This is a genomic window from Streptomyces sp. NPDC005761, assembly GCF_040630635.1.
In the GTDB taxonomy this organism is placed as follows: domain Bacteria; phylum Actinomycetota; class Actinomycetes; order Streptomycetales; family Streptomycetaceae; genus Streptomyces.
The window spans coordinates 92,814-109,684 of the sequence record NZ_JBEXXX010000019.1 but is presented as its reverse complement, the minus strand read 5'-3'; the positions used below and the strand labels follow the sequence as shown (position 1 = coordinate 109,684).

15 protein-coding genes are annotated in these 16,871 nt (G+C 70.1%); 5 read left to right on the top strand and 10 right to left on the bottom strand.

Annotated features, from left to right (window positions below):
* Positions 1 to 3: 3 nt before the first annotated feature.
* From ABZ434_RS19315 to ABZ434_RS19305, 3 genes are all read right to left on the bottom strand, one after another.
* Positions 4 to 519, bottom strand: coding sequence for a DinB family protein (locus ABZ434_RS19315; RefSeq protein WP_359137885.1), 516 nt, complete (start codon positions 517 to 519; stop codon positions 4 to 6).
* Positions 520 to 560: 41 nt separating this feature from the next.
* On the bottom strand, positions 561 to 1,343 hold the full coding sequence (locus ABZ434_RS19310; protein ID WP_359137882.1) for a DUF4389 domain-containing protein: 783 nt from the start codon (positions 1,341 to 1,343) through the stop codon (positions 561 to 563).
* 136 nt (positions 1,344 to 1,479) lie between these two features.
* Entirely contained in the window at positions 1,480 to 2,175 is a 696-nt protein-coding gene (locus ABZ434_RS19305) for a VanZ family protein (RefSeq protein WP_359137879.1), read from the bottom strand.
* Between the two features lie 389 nt (positions 2,176 to 2,564).
* Here ABZ434_RS19305 and ABZ434_RS19300 point away from each other — a divergent pair, with 389 nt between their 5' ends.
* The gene (locus tag ABZ434_RS19300; protein WP_359137876.1) at positions 2,565 to 3,254 is read left to right on the top strand and encodes a YoaK family protein; all 690 of its coding nucleotides are present in this window, start codon (positions 2,565 to 2,567) and stop codon (positions 3,252 to 3,254) included.
* 225 nt (positions 3,255 to 3,479) lie between these two features.
* Here ABZ434_RS19300 and ABZ434_RS19295 read toward each other — a convergent pair whose 3' ends face one another.
* Together ABZ434_RS19295 and rpmG are read right to left on the bottom strand one after the other, a co-directional pair.
* Positions 3,480 to 3,743: a type B 50S ribosomal protein L31 gene (locus ABZ434_RS19295; protein ID WP_359137873.1), complete on the bottom strand. Its 264-nt coding sequence runs from the start codon at positions 3,741 to 3,743 to the stop codon at positions 3,480 to 3,482.
* A 66-nt stretch (positions 3,744 to 3,809) separates the two neighbouring features.
* A complete protein-coding gene (rpmG, locus tag ABZ434_RS19290) occupies positions 3,810 to 3,974 on the bottom strand; it encodes a 50S ribosomal protein L33 (RefSeq protein ID WP_359137871.1) in 165 nt (54 codons plus the stop codon).
* A 219-nt stretch (positions 3,975 to 4,193) separates the two neighbouring features.
* On the opposite strand from rpmG, the gene ABZ434_RS19285 reads away from it, so the two are divergent.
* Both ABZ434_RS19285 and ABZ434_RS19280 read left to right on the top strand, forming a co-directional pair.
* A complete protein-coding gene (locus tag ABZ434_RS19285; RefSeq protein WP_359137868.1) occupies positions 4,194 to 4,487 on the top strand; it encodes a hypothetical protein in 294 nt (97 codons plus the stop codon).
* A gap of 322 nt (positions 4,488 to 4,809) precedes the next feature.
* Positions 4,810 to 6,270 (top strand): SpoIIE family protein phosphatase, encoded by a 1,461-nt coding sequence (locus tag ABZ434_RS19280; RefSeq protein ID WP_359137865.1) that lies wholly within the window; start codon positions 4,810 to 4,812, stop codon positions 6,268 to 6,270.
* Positions 6,271 to 6,376: 106 nt separating this feature from the next.
* Here the strand turns inward: ABZ434_RS19280 and ABZ434_RS19275 are convergent, their stop codons facing one another.
* Entirely contained in the window at positions 6,377 to 7,873 is a 1,497-nt protein-coding gene (locus tag ABZ434_RS19275) for a hypothetical protein (protein WP_359137863.1), read from the bottom strand.
* Positions 7,874 to 8,104: 231 nt separating this feature from the next.
* Between ABZ434_RS19275 and ABZ434_RS19270 the strand changes: the two genes are divergently transcribed.
* A complete protein-coding gene (locus ABZ434_RS19270; RefSeq protein WP_359137860.1) occupies positions 8,105 to 9,244 on the top strand; it encodes an aminoglycoside phosphotransferase family protein in 1,140 nt (379 codons plus the stop codon).
* Positions 9,245 to 9,347: 103 nt separating this feature from the next.
* Here ABZ434_RS19270 and ABZ434_RS19265 read toward each other — a convergent pair whose 3' ends face one another.
* Positions 9,348 to 10,679: a peptidoglycan recognition family protein gene (locus ABZ434_RS19265; protein ID WP_359137857.1), complete on the bottom strand. Its 1,332-nt coding sequence runs from the start codon at positions 10,677 to 10,679 to the stop codon at positions 9,348 to 9,350.
* A gap of 408 nt (positions 10,680 to 11,087) precedes the next feature.
* On the opposite strand from ABZ434_RS19265, the gene ABZ434_RS19260 reads away from it, so the two are divergent.
* The gene (locus ABZ434_RS19260) at positions 11,088 to 13,301 is read left to right on the top strand and encodes a germacradienol/geosmin synthase (protein WP_359137854.1); all 2,214 of its coding nucleotides are present in this window, start codon (positions 11,088 to 11,090) and stop codon (positions 13,299 to 13,301) included.
* Here ABZ434_RS19260 and ABZ434_RS19255 read toward each other — a convergent pair.
* From ABZ434_RS19255 to ABZ434_RS19245, 3 genes are all read right to left on the bottom strand, one after another.
* The gene (locus ABZ434_RS19255) at positions 13,277 to 15,511 is read right to left on the bottom strand and encodes a glycoside hydrolase family 95 protein (protein ID WP_359137853.1); all 2,235 of its coding nucleotides are present in this window, start codon (positions 15,509 to 15,511) and stop codon (positions 13,277 to 13,279) included. The two genes, ABZ434_RS19260 and ABZ434_RS19255, sit on opposite strands and share 25 nt — an antisense overlap.
* Positions 15,512 to 15,791: 280 nt before the next feature.
* On the bottom strand, positions 15,792 to 16,292 hold the full coding sequence (locus ABZ434_RS19250; protein WP_018550733.1) for a hypothetical protein: 501 nt from the start codon (positions 16,290 to 16,292) through the stop codon (positions 15,792 to 15,794).
* 85 nt (positions 16,293 to 16,377) lie between these two features.
* A complete protein-coding gene (locus ABZ434_RS19245) occupies positions 16,378 to 16,785 on the bottom strand; it encodes an ACT domain-containing protein (protein ID WP_359137850.1) in 408 nt (135 codons plus the stop codon).
* Positions 16,786 to 16,871: the final 86 nt, after the last annotated feature.

The window sequence follows — 16,871 nt, the reverse complement described above, 5'->3', positions numbered from 1 at the left end:
GCCTCAGGCCCCGGTCACCCCGTCCAGCCGCTCGCGCACCAGATCGGCATGGCCGATGTGGCGCGCGTACTCGCCGATCATGTGGACGTGTACCAGGCGCAGCGAGAAGACCTCGCCGTTGTGGACGAACGTGTCGTCGAACGAGGCGCCGGCGACGACCTCGTCCGCCAGACGGCACTCCTCGACCAGCCGGGCGTAGTCCTCGGCCGCCCGGGCAGGGTCGAGGTCCTCGAAGTCCGCGTCCTTGCCCTTCTGCGGGTCGTACATCGGCGCGAGATCCTCACCGGCGAACCGCTGCCGGAACCAGGTGCGTTCGACCTTGGCCATGTGTCGGAGGAGGCCGAGCAGCGAGAGGTTCGACGGTGGTGTGGTCCGCTCGGCAAGTTGCTCGCCCGTCAGGCCGGCGCACTTCTGGAGAAGGGTGGCTCGGAACCATCCGAGGTATCCGGTGAGCATCTCCCGCTCTGCCGCGACGAGCGAACCATCGGTACGGGTGGCTTCAGGTGCTGTCCATGTCATCGGACGATCATGCCGGTCGGGCGGTGGTTCGCACGAGTCCTTTACGCCTGCATCCCGTAATCCATGTCGTCGGACGACGAGCGGGTCACTGAGGTCGTGATGCTGCCGACGAGCCCGAGGACCAGGAAGAGGACCAGCAGCGCCTTGCCCGCGGTGCTCATGACCAGCGGCCTGGTCGCCGAGCGCCCCTGCTGTTCCGGTACGGAGAGGGCGTCCTCTCCGAAGAACCCCTTGGGGTAGGCCGGGCTGAGCATCGACAGGTAGGCGGACACGCGCATCTCGTAGCGGAGGGTGGCCGCCGTGGCTTCGAAGAGCGGGCGGGGCATGCGCCCGAGGATCAGCGTGATGAGCCACCACACGATCGACAGCGCCCACCACCCGGACGTGGCCAGGCTCTGCACGACGGCTGCGGGAATCACCAGGATCAGCCGGAAGAAGACGGCCAGCCGGTTGAGGCTCGTCGGACGGACGTCGATGCGGACCGGGTAGTCCTGCGGCTGGGACAGAGTGAACGGCGGATAGCGGTCGACGAGGAGCATGACGCTCGCGGCGACCCTGGTGCGGTAGGCGAGGGTCGCCGCAAGGAAGCGGAAGGCGGGTTCGGGGAGCCGCCCGAGAACGAGGGCGGCGAACCAGCCGAAGACGACGGTGAAGAACGCCGCGATCTCCAGGAAGAACAGCACGACGAAGTGCGGGATCAGCAGCAGCAGACGGAACAGGACGGTGAGACGGCGCTGGCGGACCGGCTCGATGACGTCCAGCACCGGCAGGAATTCATCGGCGTCTCCTGCCCTGCGCCCCGGACTCCACTGCGCGTCGGCCATGTCGCTTCCCCTTCGGCGGGTGATCCGTACGCCTGCTGGACAATGCGGCGTCACCCCACGCTGGGACCGCCCCGGGCGGCGTGCAATCGGCAACGGGCCGATCGGGTGCCCTGCCGTCCGCCTGTCGCGGGGCCGGTCAGCGCTTGTGGCCGCGTTCGCGGGTGAGGCCCGCCCGCACTCCGTCCCGCGCCCGCGTCCACACCGTGCCCACGCGGGGGGCGGTGCGGCCGGGCTTCGTCCGGCTGGTCCGGACCGGCACGGCCTTGCGGTCCGGTTCGGCCGCGCCGGGCTTCGTCCTCCGGGTCCGGACCGGCTCGGCCCTGCGCTCCGGTTCGGCCGCGAGCACGTGGTAGCGGTGGCTCAGGCGCCGGCCCAGCACCAGATAGCCGAGCAGCGCGCCCGCCGTGTTGAGGATGACGTCGTCGACGTCGAAGGCGCGTCCCGGGACCAGTGCCCCCTGCACCAGTTCGACGATCACGATGACGAGGACGGTCAACAGGACCATACGGATCATGCGCAGCCGCCGCGGCACGAGGACCGGCAGCAGGACACCGAACGGCATGCCCAGCACCAGGTTGCCGCCGGCCTGCTTGCACGCAGCGAGGAACGTGTAGTCCTCGGCGTACTGCCGCAGTGAGCGCCCCGGACGGAGGTTCGACGTCACGAGATCCTCCGAGGCGGGTGACGGCGTGAGCGTCGCCTTCGCCAGCACTATGGAGAATCCGACCATGGCCAGGAAGGCCGTCACCAGGATGACGGCTCGCAGGAGCACACGGCCCCATGCCCGTTGGCGTACTCCGTCGCGCGCGTCTCTTCCAACCTCTGCGTCCATGGGCGACGGATGCCCCCGACGTGCCGCACCACACCTGCTGTCGCCGCACCGGCGTGATGCGACGCGGTCGGGCGCGGGCCGGACTGGTCGCAACGGCCCGGTGGAGTGGGCAGCCCGGCGGACAGGGCAGGGCGAAGTGATGCGGAGACCCCATGGCGTCGCCCTTCCACTCCAGCGTCTTCGGCGGGATGGCCCGCACCATCGCCCGTACGGCAGCGGGCCTCGTGCCAGCCGGACCGGCCAGCGCCGTGGTCTCGCCATGACCGGCGCGTCCGTGGATGACCGGGGCGCCGAGCGGGACGCGCCGTAAGGAGTTGCGTGGCGTGAGGCGCCGCGCCGTGCCGAGGCCAACGCCGGCCGGCCGGACGCACGGCGGCGAGGATGCTGACGTGCCGACTCCCCCCGCACCCACCGAACCGGCAGGCCGCGACACCGCGGACGGTCCCCGTGCCCACGCCGCTCTGTTGCTGCTGTCGGCGGCCTCCGGGGCGGCGGACGCCTTCGTCTTCATCTGCGTCGGCCAGGTCTTCGCCGGCGTGATGACGGGCAACCTGGTGCTGCTGGGCGCCGCCGCGGCAGGGGCGGGCGAGGAGGGTGTCGCGCTGCGTGTGGTCACCGCGCTGGTCTCGTACGCGTGCGGGGTGGCCTGGGGCGCTGCTGCGGGAGAGCGGATGTGGTGGCGTCTGCCCGTCATGCTGCTGATCGAGGTGGCACTGCTCACCGCGGGTGCCGTGCTGTGGGCGTGCGGGCTGATCACGTCGGACACGGGCCGACTGGGCCTTCTGGTGCTCATGGGGCTCGCGATGGGCATCCAGGGCCGTGTCCGGGCCACGCCCACGAACTACTTCACCGGGACGCTGACGTCTCTCGTCGGCCGGCTCGCCCGGAGGTCGTGGCGTCCCGGTGACGGCTGGGCCGCCGGTCGGCTGCTCGCGGTAGTGGCCGGCGCGGCCCTGGCCGCGATGACGGTGCGCCTGTGGCCTGCCTCGGGTGCCGTGGCTGCTGCGGGGCTGGCGGCCGCCGCGCTCGTCGCCGAAGCGGCGGGACGGCGAACCGTCCCGGAGCCGGCCCGGGCGTAGGGACCGTCCCGGAGCGCAGGATCCGTTCCGCACGCGGAGGTGTCTTCCCCCGGACAAGGGGAAGCCCCGGCCGGATCGGGGGAATCCAGCCGGGGCGGCTCTGGTGTGGGCGCTCAGCGCGTCATCCACATATAGGTGAACGATAAATCACCAGTCGGCGTTCCCGTGAATCCGCACCCCGGACTGTGATCCAGGGCACGGACGACCGGGCCGCAGGGCGTGGCGTCATGCGCGGGCGGCACGCGCCTCGGGGCCGTAACGACGGTTGAACTGTTCGATCCGGCCGGCCGTGTCCAGCACCTGCTGGTTCCCCGTGTAGAACGGGTGACTCTCCGAGGAGGTCTCCACGTCGATGACGGGATAGCTCCGACCGTCCTCCCAGGTCACCCGCTGATCGGAATCCGCGGTGGAACGGGTGAGGAAGGCCGCCCCCGCGGCGCGGTCACGGAAGAGGACCGGACGGGAGACGGGGTGGATTCGGGACTTCATGAGCGTTCCTTCCCTGGTGCGAGAACAGAGGGCCTGCCGGAGCCGCCCGTCGGAGGCGGGCGTCGGTCAGCGTTCCTCACGGAAATCGACGTGCAGACCGGCCACGGGGTCGTACTTGCGCAGGACCAGGCGGTCGGGGTTGTTGCGACGGCTCTTGCGGGTCACATAGCTCTGACCGGTTCCGGCGGTCGAGCGGAGAGTGACGACAGGACGGGCCTCACTGCGGGCCATGGGCACCTCCGGACTCCAGTACCGATCCCGGACCCTTGATGGGAACGGGATTCGTTTTCGTTCTGGTCGTGTAACGCGGACTCCCCCGGACGCATTCCCGGCAGGCGAGGCACTTCCCACTCGGGCGCCCGAGCACTCCTCGACGACCGTCACGCGGGGCCGTGACGCTCGTTGATCGCTGTGCCCGGCATTGCAGCCACCCCCCTAGGAACGTGAGCCATGCGCCTGAAGAACACCCTGACCACTCTCGCGGCCACCGCGATGATCGCCGCCTGTTCCCTGACCGCCGCCGGCCCGGCGGCCGCCGCCGGAGACACCGCTCCCGCCTGCGTGGCGCGCGAGGTCATCAAGCAGAACAAGACGGCGTGGACGACCAACAACTGCGGCCGGAACATGCACATCCAGCTGGTGATCAACAACGGCCCCGACAGGAGCTGCTGGACCACCTCGCCCGGCGAGACCCTCGAGTGGAAGTGGAAGATGGGCTCGTACGGGCGCATCGCCCTCTGCTGACACCGCGGACACCCGAAGCCCCGGAGCCCCCGCCCAGGCGGGGGCTCCTGTCCGCATATGCCCGGGCCCGGCCCGCGCGCACCGCGCGAGAGCGGCGCACAAGGGCGCGCATCCGGCACCGAGCGCCGCATGACTTGCATCAACGCCCGCAGACAGCAAGGGTGTTCGAGGGATCTGGGTTCCGATCAGCCGCTGGCATATGCCATACGCAAGAACGCATCGAGTGTTGCCAAACCACTTACGGGCTCGTGCCGGCTGTGCCACAGTCGTATCCGGTCCACCCTCAGACCCTGGTTGTACCGCGCCTGTATCGGAGTACGACATGCCGCCCCACCCGCCCGCGGACCGCCCCGCCCCCCAGCCGCCCGAGCGCGACGCCTTCGAAGCGTTGATCGACCGGACGCACCGGCTGCGCGGGGACGTGGACGCGGTGCGGCGCGACACCGTCCTCATCGACGAGGACGACCCGCAGTTGCGCTGGCAGCGTGCGCTGTGCGATCTGGCGGTCCATCAGCTCGATGATCTCGGCGCACATCTCGGACAGCTCAGGCAAGGTCTGCCCTCCGAGGCCGCGGAGCAGTTCGCAGCCGTGGCGACCCGGCCGGCCCACCAGGACGCGCCCGCCGTCGAGCAGCCGGGCTCGCTGATCGGCCGGGTGGGCAGCGCCGAATGGAATCTGCTGACCGACGAGGTGAGCTGGTCCGGAGACCTGTTCCAGATCTTCGGACGCACCCCCGACGCAGGGCCTCTCTCGCTGGATGACCTCCCCTCCGTCCTCGTACCCGAGGACCAGCCCCTGCTCACAGCACTGGTGACGGACTGTCTGGTCGACGGCAAGCCGATAGACGGCGAGTTCCGCATTTTGCGCACGGACGGGCAGATGCGAACCCTCCACATGATGGGCGAACCCGTCCTCGACGCGGACGGCTGCACCGCTTCGATGTGGGCGGTCCTGCGCGACGTCAGCGCGCTGCACCGCAGCCGACAGGTGGTACGCCGCACCCAGGACTCGCTCCGTCACCAGCAGCACATCGCCCGGACCGAACGCCGGATGGCCGTGGAACTCCAGGAGGCCGTACTTCCTCCGTGGCGGGGTTCACTGAGCCTCCCGGACCAGGGGCCCGGGTCCCTGGACATCGCTGCCCACTATCTGCCCTCGGATTCGAGCGCGCTGATCGGCGGCGGCTGGTACGACGCGATGGAACTGCCGGACGGTCGCACGCTGCTCACGGTCGGTGATCTGACCGGTCATGGCATCCAGGCGACCTCCGCCATGGCGATGATCCTGGGTGCGTTGCGCGGCATGGCGGTGGCCGGCATCGAACCCGGTGCCCTGATGGGGCACCTCAACCAGTTACTGGAGACATCGGTCCAGCCCGCTCTGGGCAGCGCGGTGTGCTGCCGGTTCGACCCCGCCACTCGCAGGCTGGACTGGGCACAGGCCGGACACCCGGCACCACTGCTCTTCCGCGACGGGGCCGGGCGCCAGGTACCCCTGCCGGACGGGGTGCTCCTCGGAGCGGCGTCCGGAGTCGCGTACGAGCAGGACGAAGTGCACCTGCTGCCCGGCGATGTGCTGGTACTCCACACCGACGGGCTGGCCCGGGGCACCGATAGCGCCCACAACGGTCTCCGCCCGGGCACGGAGAAGCTGCTCGGACTCGCGCCGCGCTTCGCCGAGGCCCGCACAGCGCAGGAATGCGTACGGACCGTCGTCGAGGAGTTCGGTGGTGCCGAGCGACTGGACGACGCGTGCGTGCTGATCGCCCGCATCGGGGCGTAGCCGAGCGAGGGCCGAGGAACGACGGCCTTTTCCCGTGGCGCCTCTTCCTGGGAGCGCCTCGTCTTCGTGACGTCCTCCATACGTCTTCCTTCGCAGCGCCGAAGGATCAGATCTCTGAGCTCCTCGGCCTCTTGATGAGGGAACTCTGCGGCAGCGAGCGCTGGATTTCCTCGCGCAGGTCCTCGATCTTCGCGTAGCCCGCGAACTGGCCCGTCAGCCGGTACATTTCGCGCAGCCGGTCCCAGGTGCGGTGCGAGGAGGTCTCCCCCATCGTCACCAGCGCGAGCCGTGCGTAACGGTCCGCCTGCTCGGGGTCGTCGGCGATGAAGCAGGCCGAGGCGAGCGAGATGTAGTCGAAGATCTTGGACCGCTGGCGCCCGTTGACCCGCAGTTCCAGCGCCTGCTTCGCATGGCGCTGGGCGATGACCGCAGCCGAGGGGTCGTGCTCGGCCAGCGTGCGGAACGCCAGGGCCTGCATGCCGTGCAGATCGGCCTCGTCGAACATCTGCATCCAACTGGGCGGTGGCACATCGCCCTTGTCCGAGATGAAGAGCTCCTCGGCACGGCCGAGGGTGCGCCGCATGGCCTGCCCCCGGCCCATCGAGGCCTGCGCCCAGGCCTCGATGGTGTGCAGCATCGCCTGGGTTCGCGGCAGGACCATGTCGCCGGAACCCGACTTGGCGAGCTTCATGAGGTCGAGCGCGTCGTCGGGACGGCCGAGGTGGACCATCTGACGCGCCGCCCTGGAGAGCGCCTCGCCCGCCCGCGGCCGGTCGCCGCCCTCGCGCGCGGCGTGGGCGGCGATGACGAAGTACTTCTGTGCCGTGGGTTCGAGACCGATGTCGTGCGACATCCAGCCCGCGAGCACGGCGAGGTTGGCGGCGACACCCCAGAGGCGGCGCTGCAGATGGTCGGGGTGACGGTAGGCGAGCATGCCGCCCACCTCGTTCAGCTGGCCCACCACGGCCTTGCGCTGGAGGCCGCCGCCGCGGGAGGCGTCCCAGGCACGGAACACCTCCACGGAGCGTTCCAGCGCCTCGATCTCCTCCGAGCCGATGGGCGCGGCCTCGTACCGGTCGTAGCCGGCCGGGTCCGCGTACATGGGGTCGTCGATGCGTGGGGCGTCGGCCGCCAGTACGGGGTCGGTGTGCAGCCAGTCGTGCATGGGGCCGGCGATCGTGGAGCCGGCGGTGAGCGCGGCGCCCGCGCTCACCAAGCCGCGTCGGTTGAGCATGAGGTCCATTCCCGTGAATTCGGTGAGGACCGCTGCCGTCCGCTCGGGCGCCCACGGGAGTTGGTCGGGATTGTGTTCCGTCCCGGTCTCTCGCCGTTTCCCCACACGCCCGCGTCGGCCGAACCCGAGGTCCTCGATGGTCACGACACGGCCGAGCCGCTCGGTGAACAGGGCTGCCAGCACCTTGGGCACGGGATCACGCGGGGACTCCCCCATGTCGATCCAGCGCCTCACGCGCGAGGTGTCGGTGGCCAGTTGCGGGTGGCCCATGGCCGCCGCCTGCCTGTTCACCATTCTCGCGAGTTCGCCCTTGGACCAGCCGGCAAGGCCGAACAGGTCGGAAAGGCGGGTGTTGGGTTCTCCGGTCACGTCAAGCCCCCAGGTTCTCGGCTGTGTTGACAGTAACCCCCTGTCAGATGCCCTGCGACTATTCGCCAGGCTTCGCCAGGGGTCGCCACGTGGTCTGCCATGGGCGTGGCGGTGTCAGGTAGGAATGCGCCACCCCGCCCGGCAGCCCTAGGTACTCCCCAGGGTGCCGAACGGCCGCCGGCCGGGGCGGCGCACGCAACTTGTCGGCGCACGAAGGGATCTGTCTCGCCCATGTACACAGCATCGTCCTCCGTGTCCGCCCCGCCCCGGCCGCTGCGTCCCCTGGGAGCGGGTGGCGGGCCGTATCTCGACCCCCGGGCCGCCGTCCCCGCGCCCGGCATCGGCCGCACCCGGCGCGTGGCAGGGCCGGGTGCCCCCTCGCTCAGCGGAAGACTGGACCTGTCCGGTCCGCAGGGCGCGCAGCTGAGGATGGCGATCGCCTCGGTGCACCGGATCTGCCCGGAGTTCAACCCGGTGCAGGTACTGCGGCGCAGCGGCCGTTCGGTCCTCCTCGTCGGCTCCACCGGCCGCGCGACCGCGGTCGCCAAGTGTTTACTGGACCACTCCCCCGCGTGGTCGGAGCGGTTCCGCCACGAAATAGCGGCATACCGGGCGTTCGTCCGGCACCGCCCGCCGGTCCGGGTGCCCCGGCTCATCGCGGCGGACCCGGAGAACTGCACCCTGGTCATCGAGCGGATGCCCGGCCGGGTGGCGGCGCTGACGAGGCACCCTTCGGAGGCCCCGCCGCGCGCGGATCTGCGGGCCGTGCTCGGTGCGGTCAGCCGGGTCAACGCCTGGCGTCCGCCGGCCGGTCTGTTCGACGCCCCCCTGGACTACGCGGCACGTATCGCGCGCTATCACGAGCTCGGTCTGTTCACCGACCGCGATCTGGGCGACCTGCAGAAGCTGCTGCACGGCCTGGCCCACGCCGGGGGCCGCCAGGGGATGGGGCAGTTCTGCCACGGTGACGCGCTGCTCTCCAACATTCTGCTGTCGCCCACCGGTCCGGTGCTGGTGGACTGGGAGCACGCCGGCTGGTACCTGCCGGGCTACGACCTGGCGACGCTCTGGGCGGTCCTGGGTGACGCGCCGGTGGCCCGGCGCCAGATCAGCCAGCTGGCCCAGGTCGCGGGTCCCGCGGCGCGGGATGCGTTCCTGGTGAATCTGATGCTCGTACTCACGCGGGAGATCCGTACGTACGAGACGGCCCTGCAGCGGGCCATGCGGGACACCGCCACGCCGGCCAGGACGGGACAGGACCGTCCGGGCGCGCTGTCGTCGGGCGAGGAGCAGCGACTGCTGTTGCGTCGCCTGCACGACGACTGCGCCATGGCGCGGAGTGCTGTTCGAGCCGCAGTGGGCACTCGCTGACCTGCCCGACGGGGATGCGCGCTGCGGGGCCGGTGCCGACACACCGGCCCCGCAGCGCGCTGTTGTCATGCCCCTTGGGCCGAGGCCTGAGCTCCGGGCGTGCTCAGTGTGCGCGGACGATGTCCACGTCGGACGCCTTCACGAAGGCGATGCGGTGGCCGATCTGGACCGTCACGTACTTCTCCTTGCCCTGGAAGTACGCATGGTCCAGGGGGTACGAGGAGTCGATCGTCGGAGCGTAGAAGAAGCCTGTCGGGGCCTGTCCGCCGCCGGGGTAGGACTGGCCCGCCTTGATGGTGTACTGCAGGGCTGTGCCCACTCTCCGGTCGGCGAAGTCGGCGGGGTACTCGGACTGCTCCGGGTACGCCACCCCGTACACCGGCACCTCCGCCTTGCCGGCCTTCGGCCTGACGACGTAGCCGGACGTGGGGGTGGTGGTGCGGGTACGGGCCGGGGTGCTGAACCAGGCCTTCTTGCCGTACCACCAGATCGCCGTCCAGCCGGGGGCGTGGTCGGCGACGACGGCCTGCTGGGTGGCGCTGATCTTGCTGCCCCAGTCGGCTGCGCAGTTGGTGCCCGGCGAGCCGTCCGTGTGGAGGCCCGGATCGGAGAAGAGCGGTGCGTCCTCGGAGGGTTCCGTGTGGAGCGGCACGGCGCTGGATCCCTGTACGGGCAGATCGACGCCCTTCTCACAGTCACGGAAAGCCTGTTGGTTGTCCTTGAACCGCGGGCTGACGGTGACGAGTTCGCTGCCCGGGCGGCCCGTCGCCACCGTGGGCTCGCCGAGGAGCGCCATGAAGCGGTTCCAGTCCCAGTAGGTGCCCGGGTCCCAGTGCATGTTCTTCGTGCCGGCCGCGCTGGTGGGCGGCACCCCGTCGTGACCGATGATGTGCTGGCGGTCGAGCGGGATGTCGTACTTGGCGGCGAGATAGCGCACGAGCTTCGCGGTGGAGCGGTACATCTCGGGGGTGTACCACTTGGCGCCCTCGGTGGCGACACCCTCCTGTTCGATGCCGATGGAGTGGGTGTTGAGGTACCAGTTCCCCGCCTGCCAGGCGACGTCCTTGTTCTTCACCATCTGTGTGACGTGTCCGTCGCCGGAGCGCACCACATAGTGGGCCGACGTCTGCTTCAACGGGTTCTGGAAGATCTTCAGGGTGGTGTCGAAGTCCTCCTCGGTGTCATGGAGAACGATGAACTTGATCTTGTTGCTGTGCGGCCGGTCCGCGGTGTCGAAGTTGCCGTACGTCTCCTTGTCGGCCGGGTCGCCGGTCTGCTGGTAGGCGGCCGGTACCCAGTCGCAGTCCATACCGCGCGGACATTCCGGCCGCACCCCGTCCGCGCCGGCGTGTACCGCGGGACTGAGTAGTGCGAAGCTCAGTGCGCCGGCGGTGGTCAGCGCGAGTGCGCGCCCGGTCCTCTGCTTGGACGTCATGACAACCCTTCTTGGAGCTTGGAGCTGGGCGTTCCGGAGCCGTGCGTACCGCGGGGTGTTCGTGCTCCGATCTCGCGTTCCGTTGTGCGCGCACACTCTCCGATCTGAGGTGATGGCACGTCAAGGGTGTGGCGGGGGCTGCGGGTCGAGCCAGTGGACCAGACCACTGGCGGGTGCTCTGACCTGCGGACGTAAGGGGGCAACGGGTTTCTGGCGGTGCCGCGTTACCTGAGTTTTACGCACGGGCGGGCCGGCCGGTGCGCGCGGGCACCATCCCTCGAACGAGCGCACTTCTTGTGTGACTAATGGCGTCCGTGCGTGCCTCGAACGGCCGAAGGGTAGTCCTGGCGCGGACACGTACGAACCGCGTGGCGCACGCGCGGAGGCTCACCGAAAGGCCGGACGCACATGGCACAGCCCTTCACCCTGCCGGACTTCTATGTTCCGTATCCGGCGCGTCTCAACCCGCACGTGGAGGAGGCGCGGCAGCACACGAAGACGTGGGCGCGGGCCATGGGGATGCTGGAGGGATCCGGCATCTGGGAGGAGAAGGACCTCGACTCCCACGACTACGCGCTGCTGTGCGCCTACACCCATCCCGACTGTTCGGCCGAGGCACTGTCCCTGGTCACCGACTGGTACGTGTGGGTCTTCTTCTTCGACGACCACTTCCTGGAGCTGTTCAAGCGCACCCCGGACCGCGAGGGCGGCAAGGCGTACCTGGACCGGCTGCCCGCGTTCATGCCGATGGAACGGGGCGCCCCAACCCCGGAACCGGAGAACCCGGTCGAGGCGGGGTTGGCGGACCTGTGGGCGCGGACGGTGCCCAGCATGTCGGACGCGTGGCGGGTGCGGTTCGCGGAGTCCACCAAGAACCTTCTGAACGAGTCGTTGTGGGAACTCGCCAACATCAACGAGGGCCGCATCGCCAACCCTGTCGAGTACATCGAGATGCGCCGCAAGGTGGGCGGCGCCCCCTGGTCCGCGGGGCTGGTGGAGTACGCGGCGGGAGCGGAGGTGCCCGAGGCGGTGGCCGGCGAGCGGGCGCTGCGTGTCCTGCGTGACGCGTTCTCCGACGGGGTCCATCTGCGCAACGACCTGTTCTCGTACCAACGTGAGGTCGAGGACGAGGGCGAGAACAGCAACGGCGTCCTGGTCCTCGAGCGTTTTCTCGACTGCTCGACGCAGGAGGCCGCCGAGGCGGTGAACGATCTGCTGACGTCCCGGCTCCAGCAGTTCGAGAACACCGCGCTGACCGAACTGGGCCCGCTCTGCACGGGAAAGGGCCTGGACGCGGTGCAGACAGCGGCGGTGCTCGCGTATGTCAAGGGGCTGCAGGACTGGCAGTCCGGCGGCCATGAGTGGCACATGCGCTCCAGCCGCTACATGAACGACGGCGGTGCCGCACAGGCCGCGCCCGGCTTCGGGATGGCCGCCGCCTCGATCCGCTTCACGCCCCGTTCGGAGACGGCGAGGTTCCGCAGCCACACCCATCTGCCCCACCAGCACGTCGGGCCGTCCCTGTTGCCCGACTTCGATCTGCCGTTCGGCACGACGCTCAGCCCGCATCTGGACGGGGCCAGGGAGCGGCTGGTCGACTGGGCGGGCCGGATGGGCATCCTGGAGGCTCAGCCGGGGGTGCCGGGCTCGCACATCTGGGACGAGGAGCGGCTGCGGGCCATCGATCTGCCGCTGTGCGCGGCCGGAATCCATCCGGACGCCACCCCGGACGGGCTGGACCTTTCATCGCGGTGGCTGGCATGGGGGACGTACGGCGACGACTGGTTTCCGGTGGTGCACGGGCGGACCCGTGACCTGGCGGGTGCCAGGCTCGCCAACGACAGGCTCTCGTTGTTCATGCCACTGGACGGGAGCGCGGTGCCGGAACCGGTCAACGCGCTGGAGCGCGGGCTGGCGGACCTGTGGGAGCTCACCGCCGCGCCGATGGACGCCGACGGCAGGCGGGCGTTCCGCACGGCCGTCGAGGACATGACCGCCAGCTGGCTCTGGGAGCTGGCGAACCAGGCGCAGAACCGGATTCCCGATCCGGTGGACTACGTCGAGATGCGGCGCATGACGTTCGGCTCGGACCTGACGATGAGTCTGTGCCGGCTGGGGCACGGCAGGAAGGTGCCGCCTGAGATCTACGAGAGCGGGCCGCTGCGCTCCCTGGAGAACGCGGCCGCCGACTACGCCGCGCTGCTCAACGACCTGTTCTCGTACCAGAAGGAGATCGAGTACGAGGGTGAGGTGCACAACGGTGTCCTGGTCGTACAGAACTTCTTCGGGGTGGACTATCCGACCGCGGTGGAGATCCTCTACGACCTGATGAAGTCCCGGCTGCGCCAGTTCCTGCATGTCGCCGAGAACGAACTGCCCGTCCTGTACGACGACTTCGGTCTGGACGCCGAGGCCAGGGAGATCCTCGCCGGCTACGTCCAGGAACTGAAGCACTGGCTCGCGGGCATCCTGATCTGGCACCGGGGCTGCCGGCGCTACCGCGAGGAGGATCTGCGGCGGGGCACGGCTGCCCCGTGGCACCTGGGCGGTCCCACGGGGCGGGGTACCTCTGCGGCGCAGGTGACCTCGTTGTTCGCTCAGTTCTCGGGCGTCAGGGTGTAGCGCCGTCCCGCGCGGGCCCTGATGACCTTCTCGCCACTCGTGAACAGCGTGCTGCGTACGGTCATTTCACGGGTGCGGCCCGCCGTGATCACCACACGGCGGGCCTTCCCTGCCGCCCATTCGATGTCGACGGTGAATCCGCCGCGGGCACGCAGTCCGCGCACGGATCCGTCCGGCCAGGCGGCGGGGAGGGCGGGGAGGATCTCGACGGCGTCGTGCTGACTCTGCAGCAGCATCTCCGCGATGCCCGAGGCGGCTCCGAAGTTCCCGTCGATCTGGAACGGCGGGTGGGTGTCCCAGAGGTTGGGCAGGGTGGAGCTCTTCAGCTGTTCCGCGAGCATCGTGTGGGCGCGGCTGCCGTCCCGCAGCCGCGCCCAGAAGTTTATCTTCCAAGCCTTGGACCAGCCCGTGCCGCCGTCCCCGCGGGCCCTCAGGGAGACTGCGGCGGCCTCTGCCCACGCGGTCCCCGCCTCGATCTGGCGGCCGGGGTGCAGACCGAAGAGGTGCGAGACGTGGCGGTGGGTGTCGGCCGGGTCGTCCCGGTCGGCCTTCCACTCCTGGAGCTGCCCCCAGGAGCCGGTACGGAGGCCGGGGTCGAGGCGGTCGAGGGTTGTCTCGAGCCGGTTGCGGAAGGCCGGTGCGTCACCGAGGGTTCGGGCGGCCTCCAGGGTGCTGGTGAGGAGGTCGTGCACGATCTGCTGGGACATCGCGGCCCCGGCGGTGAAGTCTCCGTGCTCGGGCGAGTAGCTCGGGGTGACGACGAGGAGTCCGTCGCGCGGGTCGGTGCGCAGGTTGGCCAGCCAGAATTCGGCGGCCTCCTTCATCGCCGGGTACGCGGTGGAGCGCAGGTAGCCGGTGGAGCCGCTGAAGCGGTAGTGCTCGTACATCTGCTGGGTGAGCCAGGCGGCGGCCTCGGGGAACCAGAAGGCGGTGGACCAGTCGTGGACTCCGGTGAAGCCGTACGGGTTGGTCTCGTTGTGCACGACCCAGCCGGCGGTGCCGAACATCTCCTTCGCCGTTCTGCGGCCGGGCTCGCGCATGGCCTCGATGTAGCGGTCGTAGGGGGCGGTGGTCTCGGCGAGGTTGGTGACTTCGGCGAGCCAGTAGTTCATCTGGAGGTTGATGTTGCTGTGGTAGTCGGCGGACCAGGGTGGGTTGGTCGAGTTGTTCCATACTCCCTGGAGGTTGGCGGGCAGCGATCCGGCCCGCGAGGAGGCGATGAGCAGGTAGCGGCCGTACTGGAAGAAGAGCGCTTCCAGGGCCCGGTCCGAGGCGCTCGCCGATCCGGTGTAGGAGCTCAGCAACTGGTCGGTGGGCAGGTCGGAAACCTCTTGGCCGATGTCGAGGGCTACCCGGTCGAAGAGGGTGCGATGGTCGTTCACGTGGGTGGCGCGCACGCTCTCGTACGAGGAGGCGGCCGCGGTGTCGACGGCGGCCGCGACCTTCCGGTGCGGGTCCTCCCCCCGGTAGGCGGGGTAGGTGTCCGCGTAGTCGGTGCCCGCCGCGAGGAAGAACCAGGCGCGGTCGGCTCCGGTGACGGTGAGGCTGCCGTCGGCTCCCGCGGTGACCGTGCCGCCGGAGGCGCGGACCCGGATCTGGGCCTCGAAGCGCAGTCCGTTGTCCTCGAGTGCGCCACGGACGGTGAGCCGGTCTCCTGCGGCGGAAGCGGTGAAGTCGCTGCGCGGCGAGGTGTACCGGAGGGTGAAGGCCACCTGCCCCGGGCTGTCCGCCGTCAGCCGTCCGGCGATGACGGATCCCGGGTGGGAGACGAAGAACTCCCTGGTGTGGGCGATGCCTTCGTGCGTGTAGGCCACGGACGCCAGGGCGGTACGAAGGTCGAGCGCCCGCCGGTAGGAGGCGTCGGGGGCGGACGGCGCACCCGGCACGTCCAGGTGCAGTTCCCCGAGTACCTGGTAGGCCCCGTAGCCGCGGCGCGGCTGTCCGAGGTCGGCGGCCACGGCGTCGGGCCCGAGGGCGCCCCCGCGGTCGAGTCGGTCCTGCACCGCTGCGAGCGCCCCGGGTCTGGGGGTGGTCCAGTTGCCGAAGTCGTACCCCTGGGCCGAGCCGGGTCCGCCGGTCCACAGGGTCTTCTCGTTGAGGGTGAGGAGTTCGGAGGCGAGCGTTCCGTGGACGCTCGCGCCGAGGGCCCCGCCGCCGATGGGCAGGGACTCACGTTCCCAGCCGGCGGCGGGCGCACGGTAGTGGAGCACCGGGTCCGGCAGCTCCTCCTTCCGTTTACCGTCTCGCGATTCATCGGAGGTACTGTCGGCAGCTGCCGTGCCGGGGAGGGTCGGAACTCCCAGCGCCAAAGCCCCTGTTACGCCGATCGCCGTCTTCACCGTAGTACGTCGCGTCATCCCGGATGTCATGCCGGACGACGCTAGAGGTCCGATGACTGCCGGGACAAGAGGCATGACGAAGCGGCCTCTTGGACGGAGGCCGCGTGTACTTGGACGGAAATGGCTCAGCCGTACGGCGGCCGGAGCAGTCTCAGCCCTGCTGGAAGAGCTCGGCGGGCAGCGGCTTCAGGAGAGTGTAAAGATCATCGGTGATCGGCCGGTCCCAGCTGGCGATGGTGACGAGGACCCCGTCGCTGCGGTCGAACTGCACGCAGGAGATGCGGCTCTCGGAGAGCTTCACACGGCGGACGATCAGCAGGTTGTCGCCCTGCATCACGGGCATGTCCTCGGTGCCGGTGACCTCGACCGGCTCGTCGTTCTCCAGCGCGAGCAGCAGTTGCGCCACCTCGAAGGGAACCTGGCCCTCCTCCGTCTCACGGGCGGGCGAGCCCTCCGGGAGGTTGCCGATGATCATCGCGGGGCCGCGGCCGCCGAACAGGTCGTAGCGCAGGAACACGCCCTGACAGCTGCCGTCGGGGGCGGGCAGCAGACCGGCGCCGAGGTTTCCGGGCCAGTCGCCCGGGTCCATGGCCAGGACGTCGAAGTCGGGGCCCGCGGGTGTGGCGGCGCTACGGCGGCGGAGGAAGGACATGCAGACATGTTACGTGTCCGGGCCCACCTCGCCGAGCCGGGCCCGGGCAGGCCTCTGCCGCTCCGTCCCGCCCCCAGGCCCCCGGTCACCCCGTACCGGACTCCGCGGCCAGCGCCTCCAGCACGGCGACGGCCTCGGCGGACCGGTCGTACGGGACGAAGAGGTGATCGTGATGGAATCCGGCCACCACATTGCAGCTGATCCCCGCATCGGTGAGGGCGAGCGAGACGGCGGCGGTCAGGCCGACGGCCTCCAGGGCCGAGTGCACACGGAGAGTGATCCAGCCGGCCGCGTAGGAGTACGGCAGTCCCGCCGCTACGGCTTCGGCCTCCGGGAGCACCAGCGTGACCCCTTCGGCCTCCCTGACCGTGACGACGGGGTCGGCGCCGCGGGGTACGCCTCCGTCGGGCGCGGTCGCGTAGACGTAGCGCCCCGGGTGCAGCTCCGGACGCAGGTCACTCAGCAGGACGCGAAGATCACTCTCACCTGTCACACCCCCACGCTACCTACGGTGTGCGCTCCCGCTCGCCGCGGCGTGCGGCGCGGGCGCCGTTGCCGCCCGTCGCCTGCGGTCTCCCC

What these genes read in the sequence shown, in the direction of transcription:
- ABZ434_RS19315 (WP_359137885.1), bottom strand. Translation starts at nt 519, where the DNA reads ATGACATGGACAGCACCTGAAGCCACCCGTACCGATGGTTCGCTCGTC.
- ABZ434_RS19310 (WP_359137882.1), bottom strand. Translation starts at nt 1,343, where the DNA reads ATGGCCGACGCGCAGTGGAGTCCGGGGCGCAGGGCAGGAGACGCCGAT.
- ABZ434_RS19305 (WP_359137879.1), bottom strand. Translation starts at nt 2,175, where the DNA reads ATGGACGCAGAGGTTGGAAGAGACGCGCGCGACGGAGTACGCCAACGG.
- ABZ434_RS19295 (WP_359137873.1), bottom strand. Translation starts at nt 3,743, where the DNA reads ATGAAGTCCCGAATCCACCCCGTCTCCCGTCCGGTCCTCTTCCGTGAC.
- rpmG (WP_359137871.1), bottom strand. Translation starts at nt 3,974, where the DNA reads ATGGCCCGCAGTGAGGCCCGTCCTGTCGTCACTCTCCGCTCGACCGCC.
- ABZ434_RS19285 (WP_359137868.1), top strand. Translation starts at nt 4,194, where the DNA reads ATGCGCCTGAAGAACACCCTGACCACTCTCGCGGCCACCGCGATGATC.
- ABZ434_RS19280 (WP_359137865.1), top strand. Translation starts at nt 4,810, where the DNA reads ATGCCGCCCCACCCGCCCGCGGACCGCCCCGCCCCCCAGCCGCCCGAG.
- ABZ434_RS19270 (WP_359137860.1), top strand. Translation starts at nt 8,105, where the DNA reads ATGTACACAGCATCGTCCTCCGTGTCCGCCCCGCCCCGGCCGCTGCGT.
- ABZ434_RS19265 (WP_359137857.1), bottom strand. Translation starts at nt 10,679, where the DNA reads ATGACGTCCAAGCAGAGGACCGGGCGCGCACTCGCGCTGACCACCGCC.
- ABZ434_RS19260 (WP_359137854.1), top strand. Translation starts at nt 11,088, where the DNA reads ATGGCACAGCCCTTCACCCTGCCGGACTTCTATGTTCCGTATCCGGCG.
- ABZ434_RS19250 (WP_018550733.1), bottom strand. Translation starts at nt 16,292, where the DNA reads ATGTCCTTCCTCCGCCGCCGTAGCGCCGCCACACCCGCGGGCCCCGAC.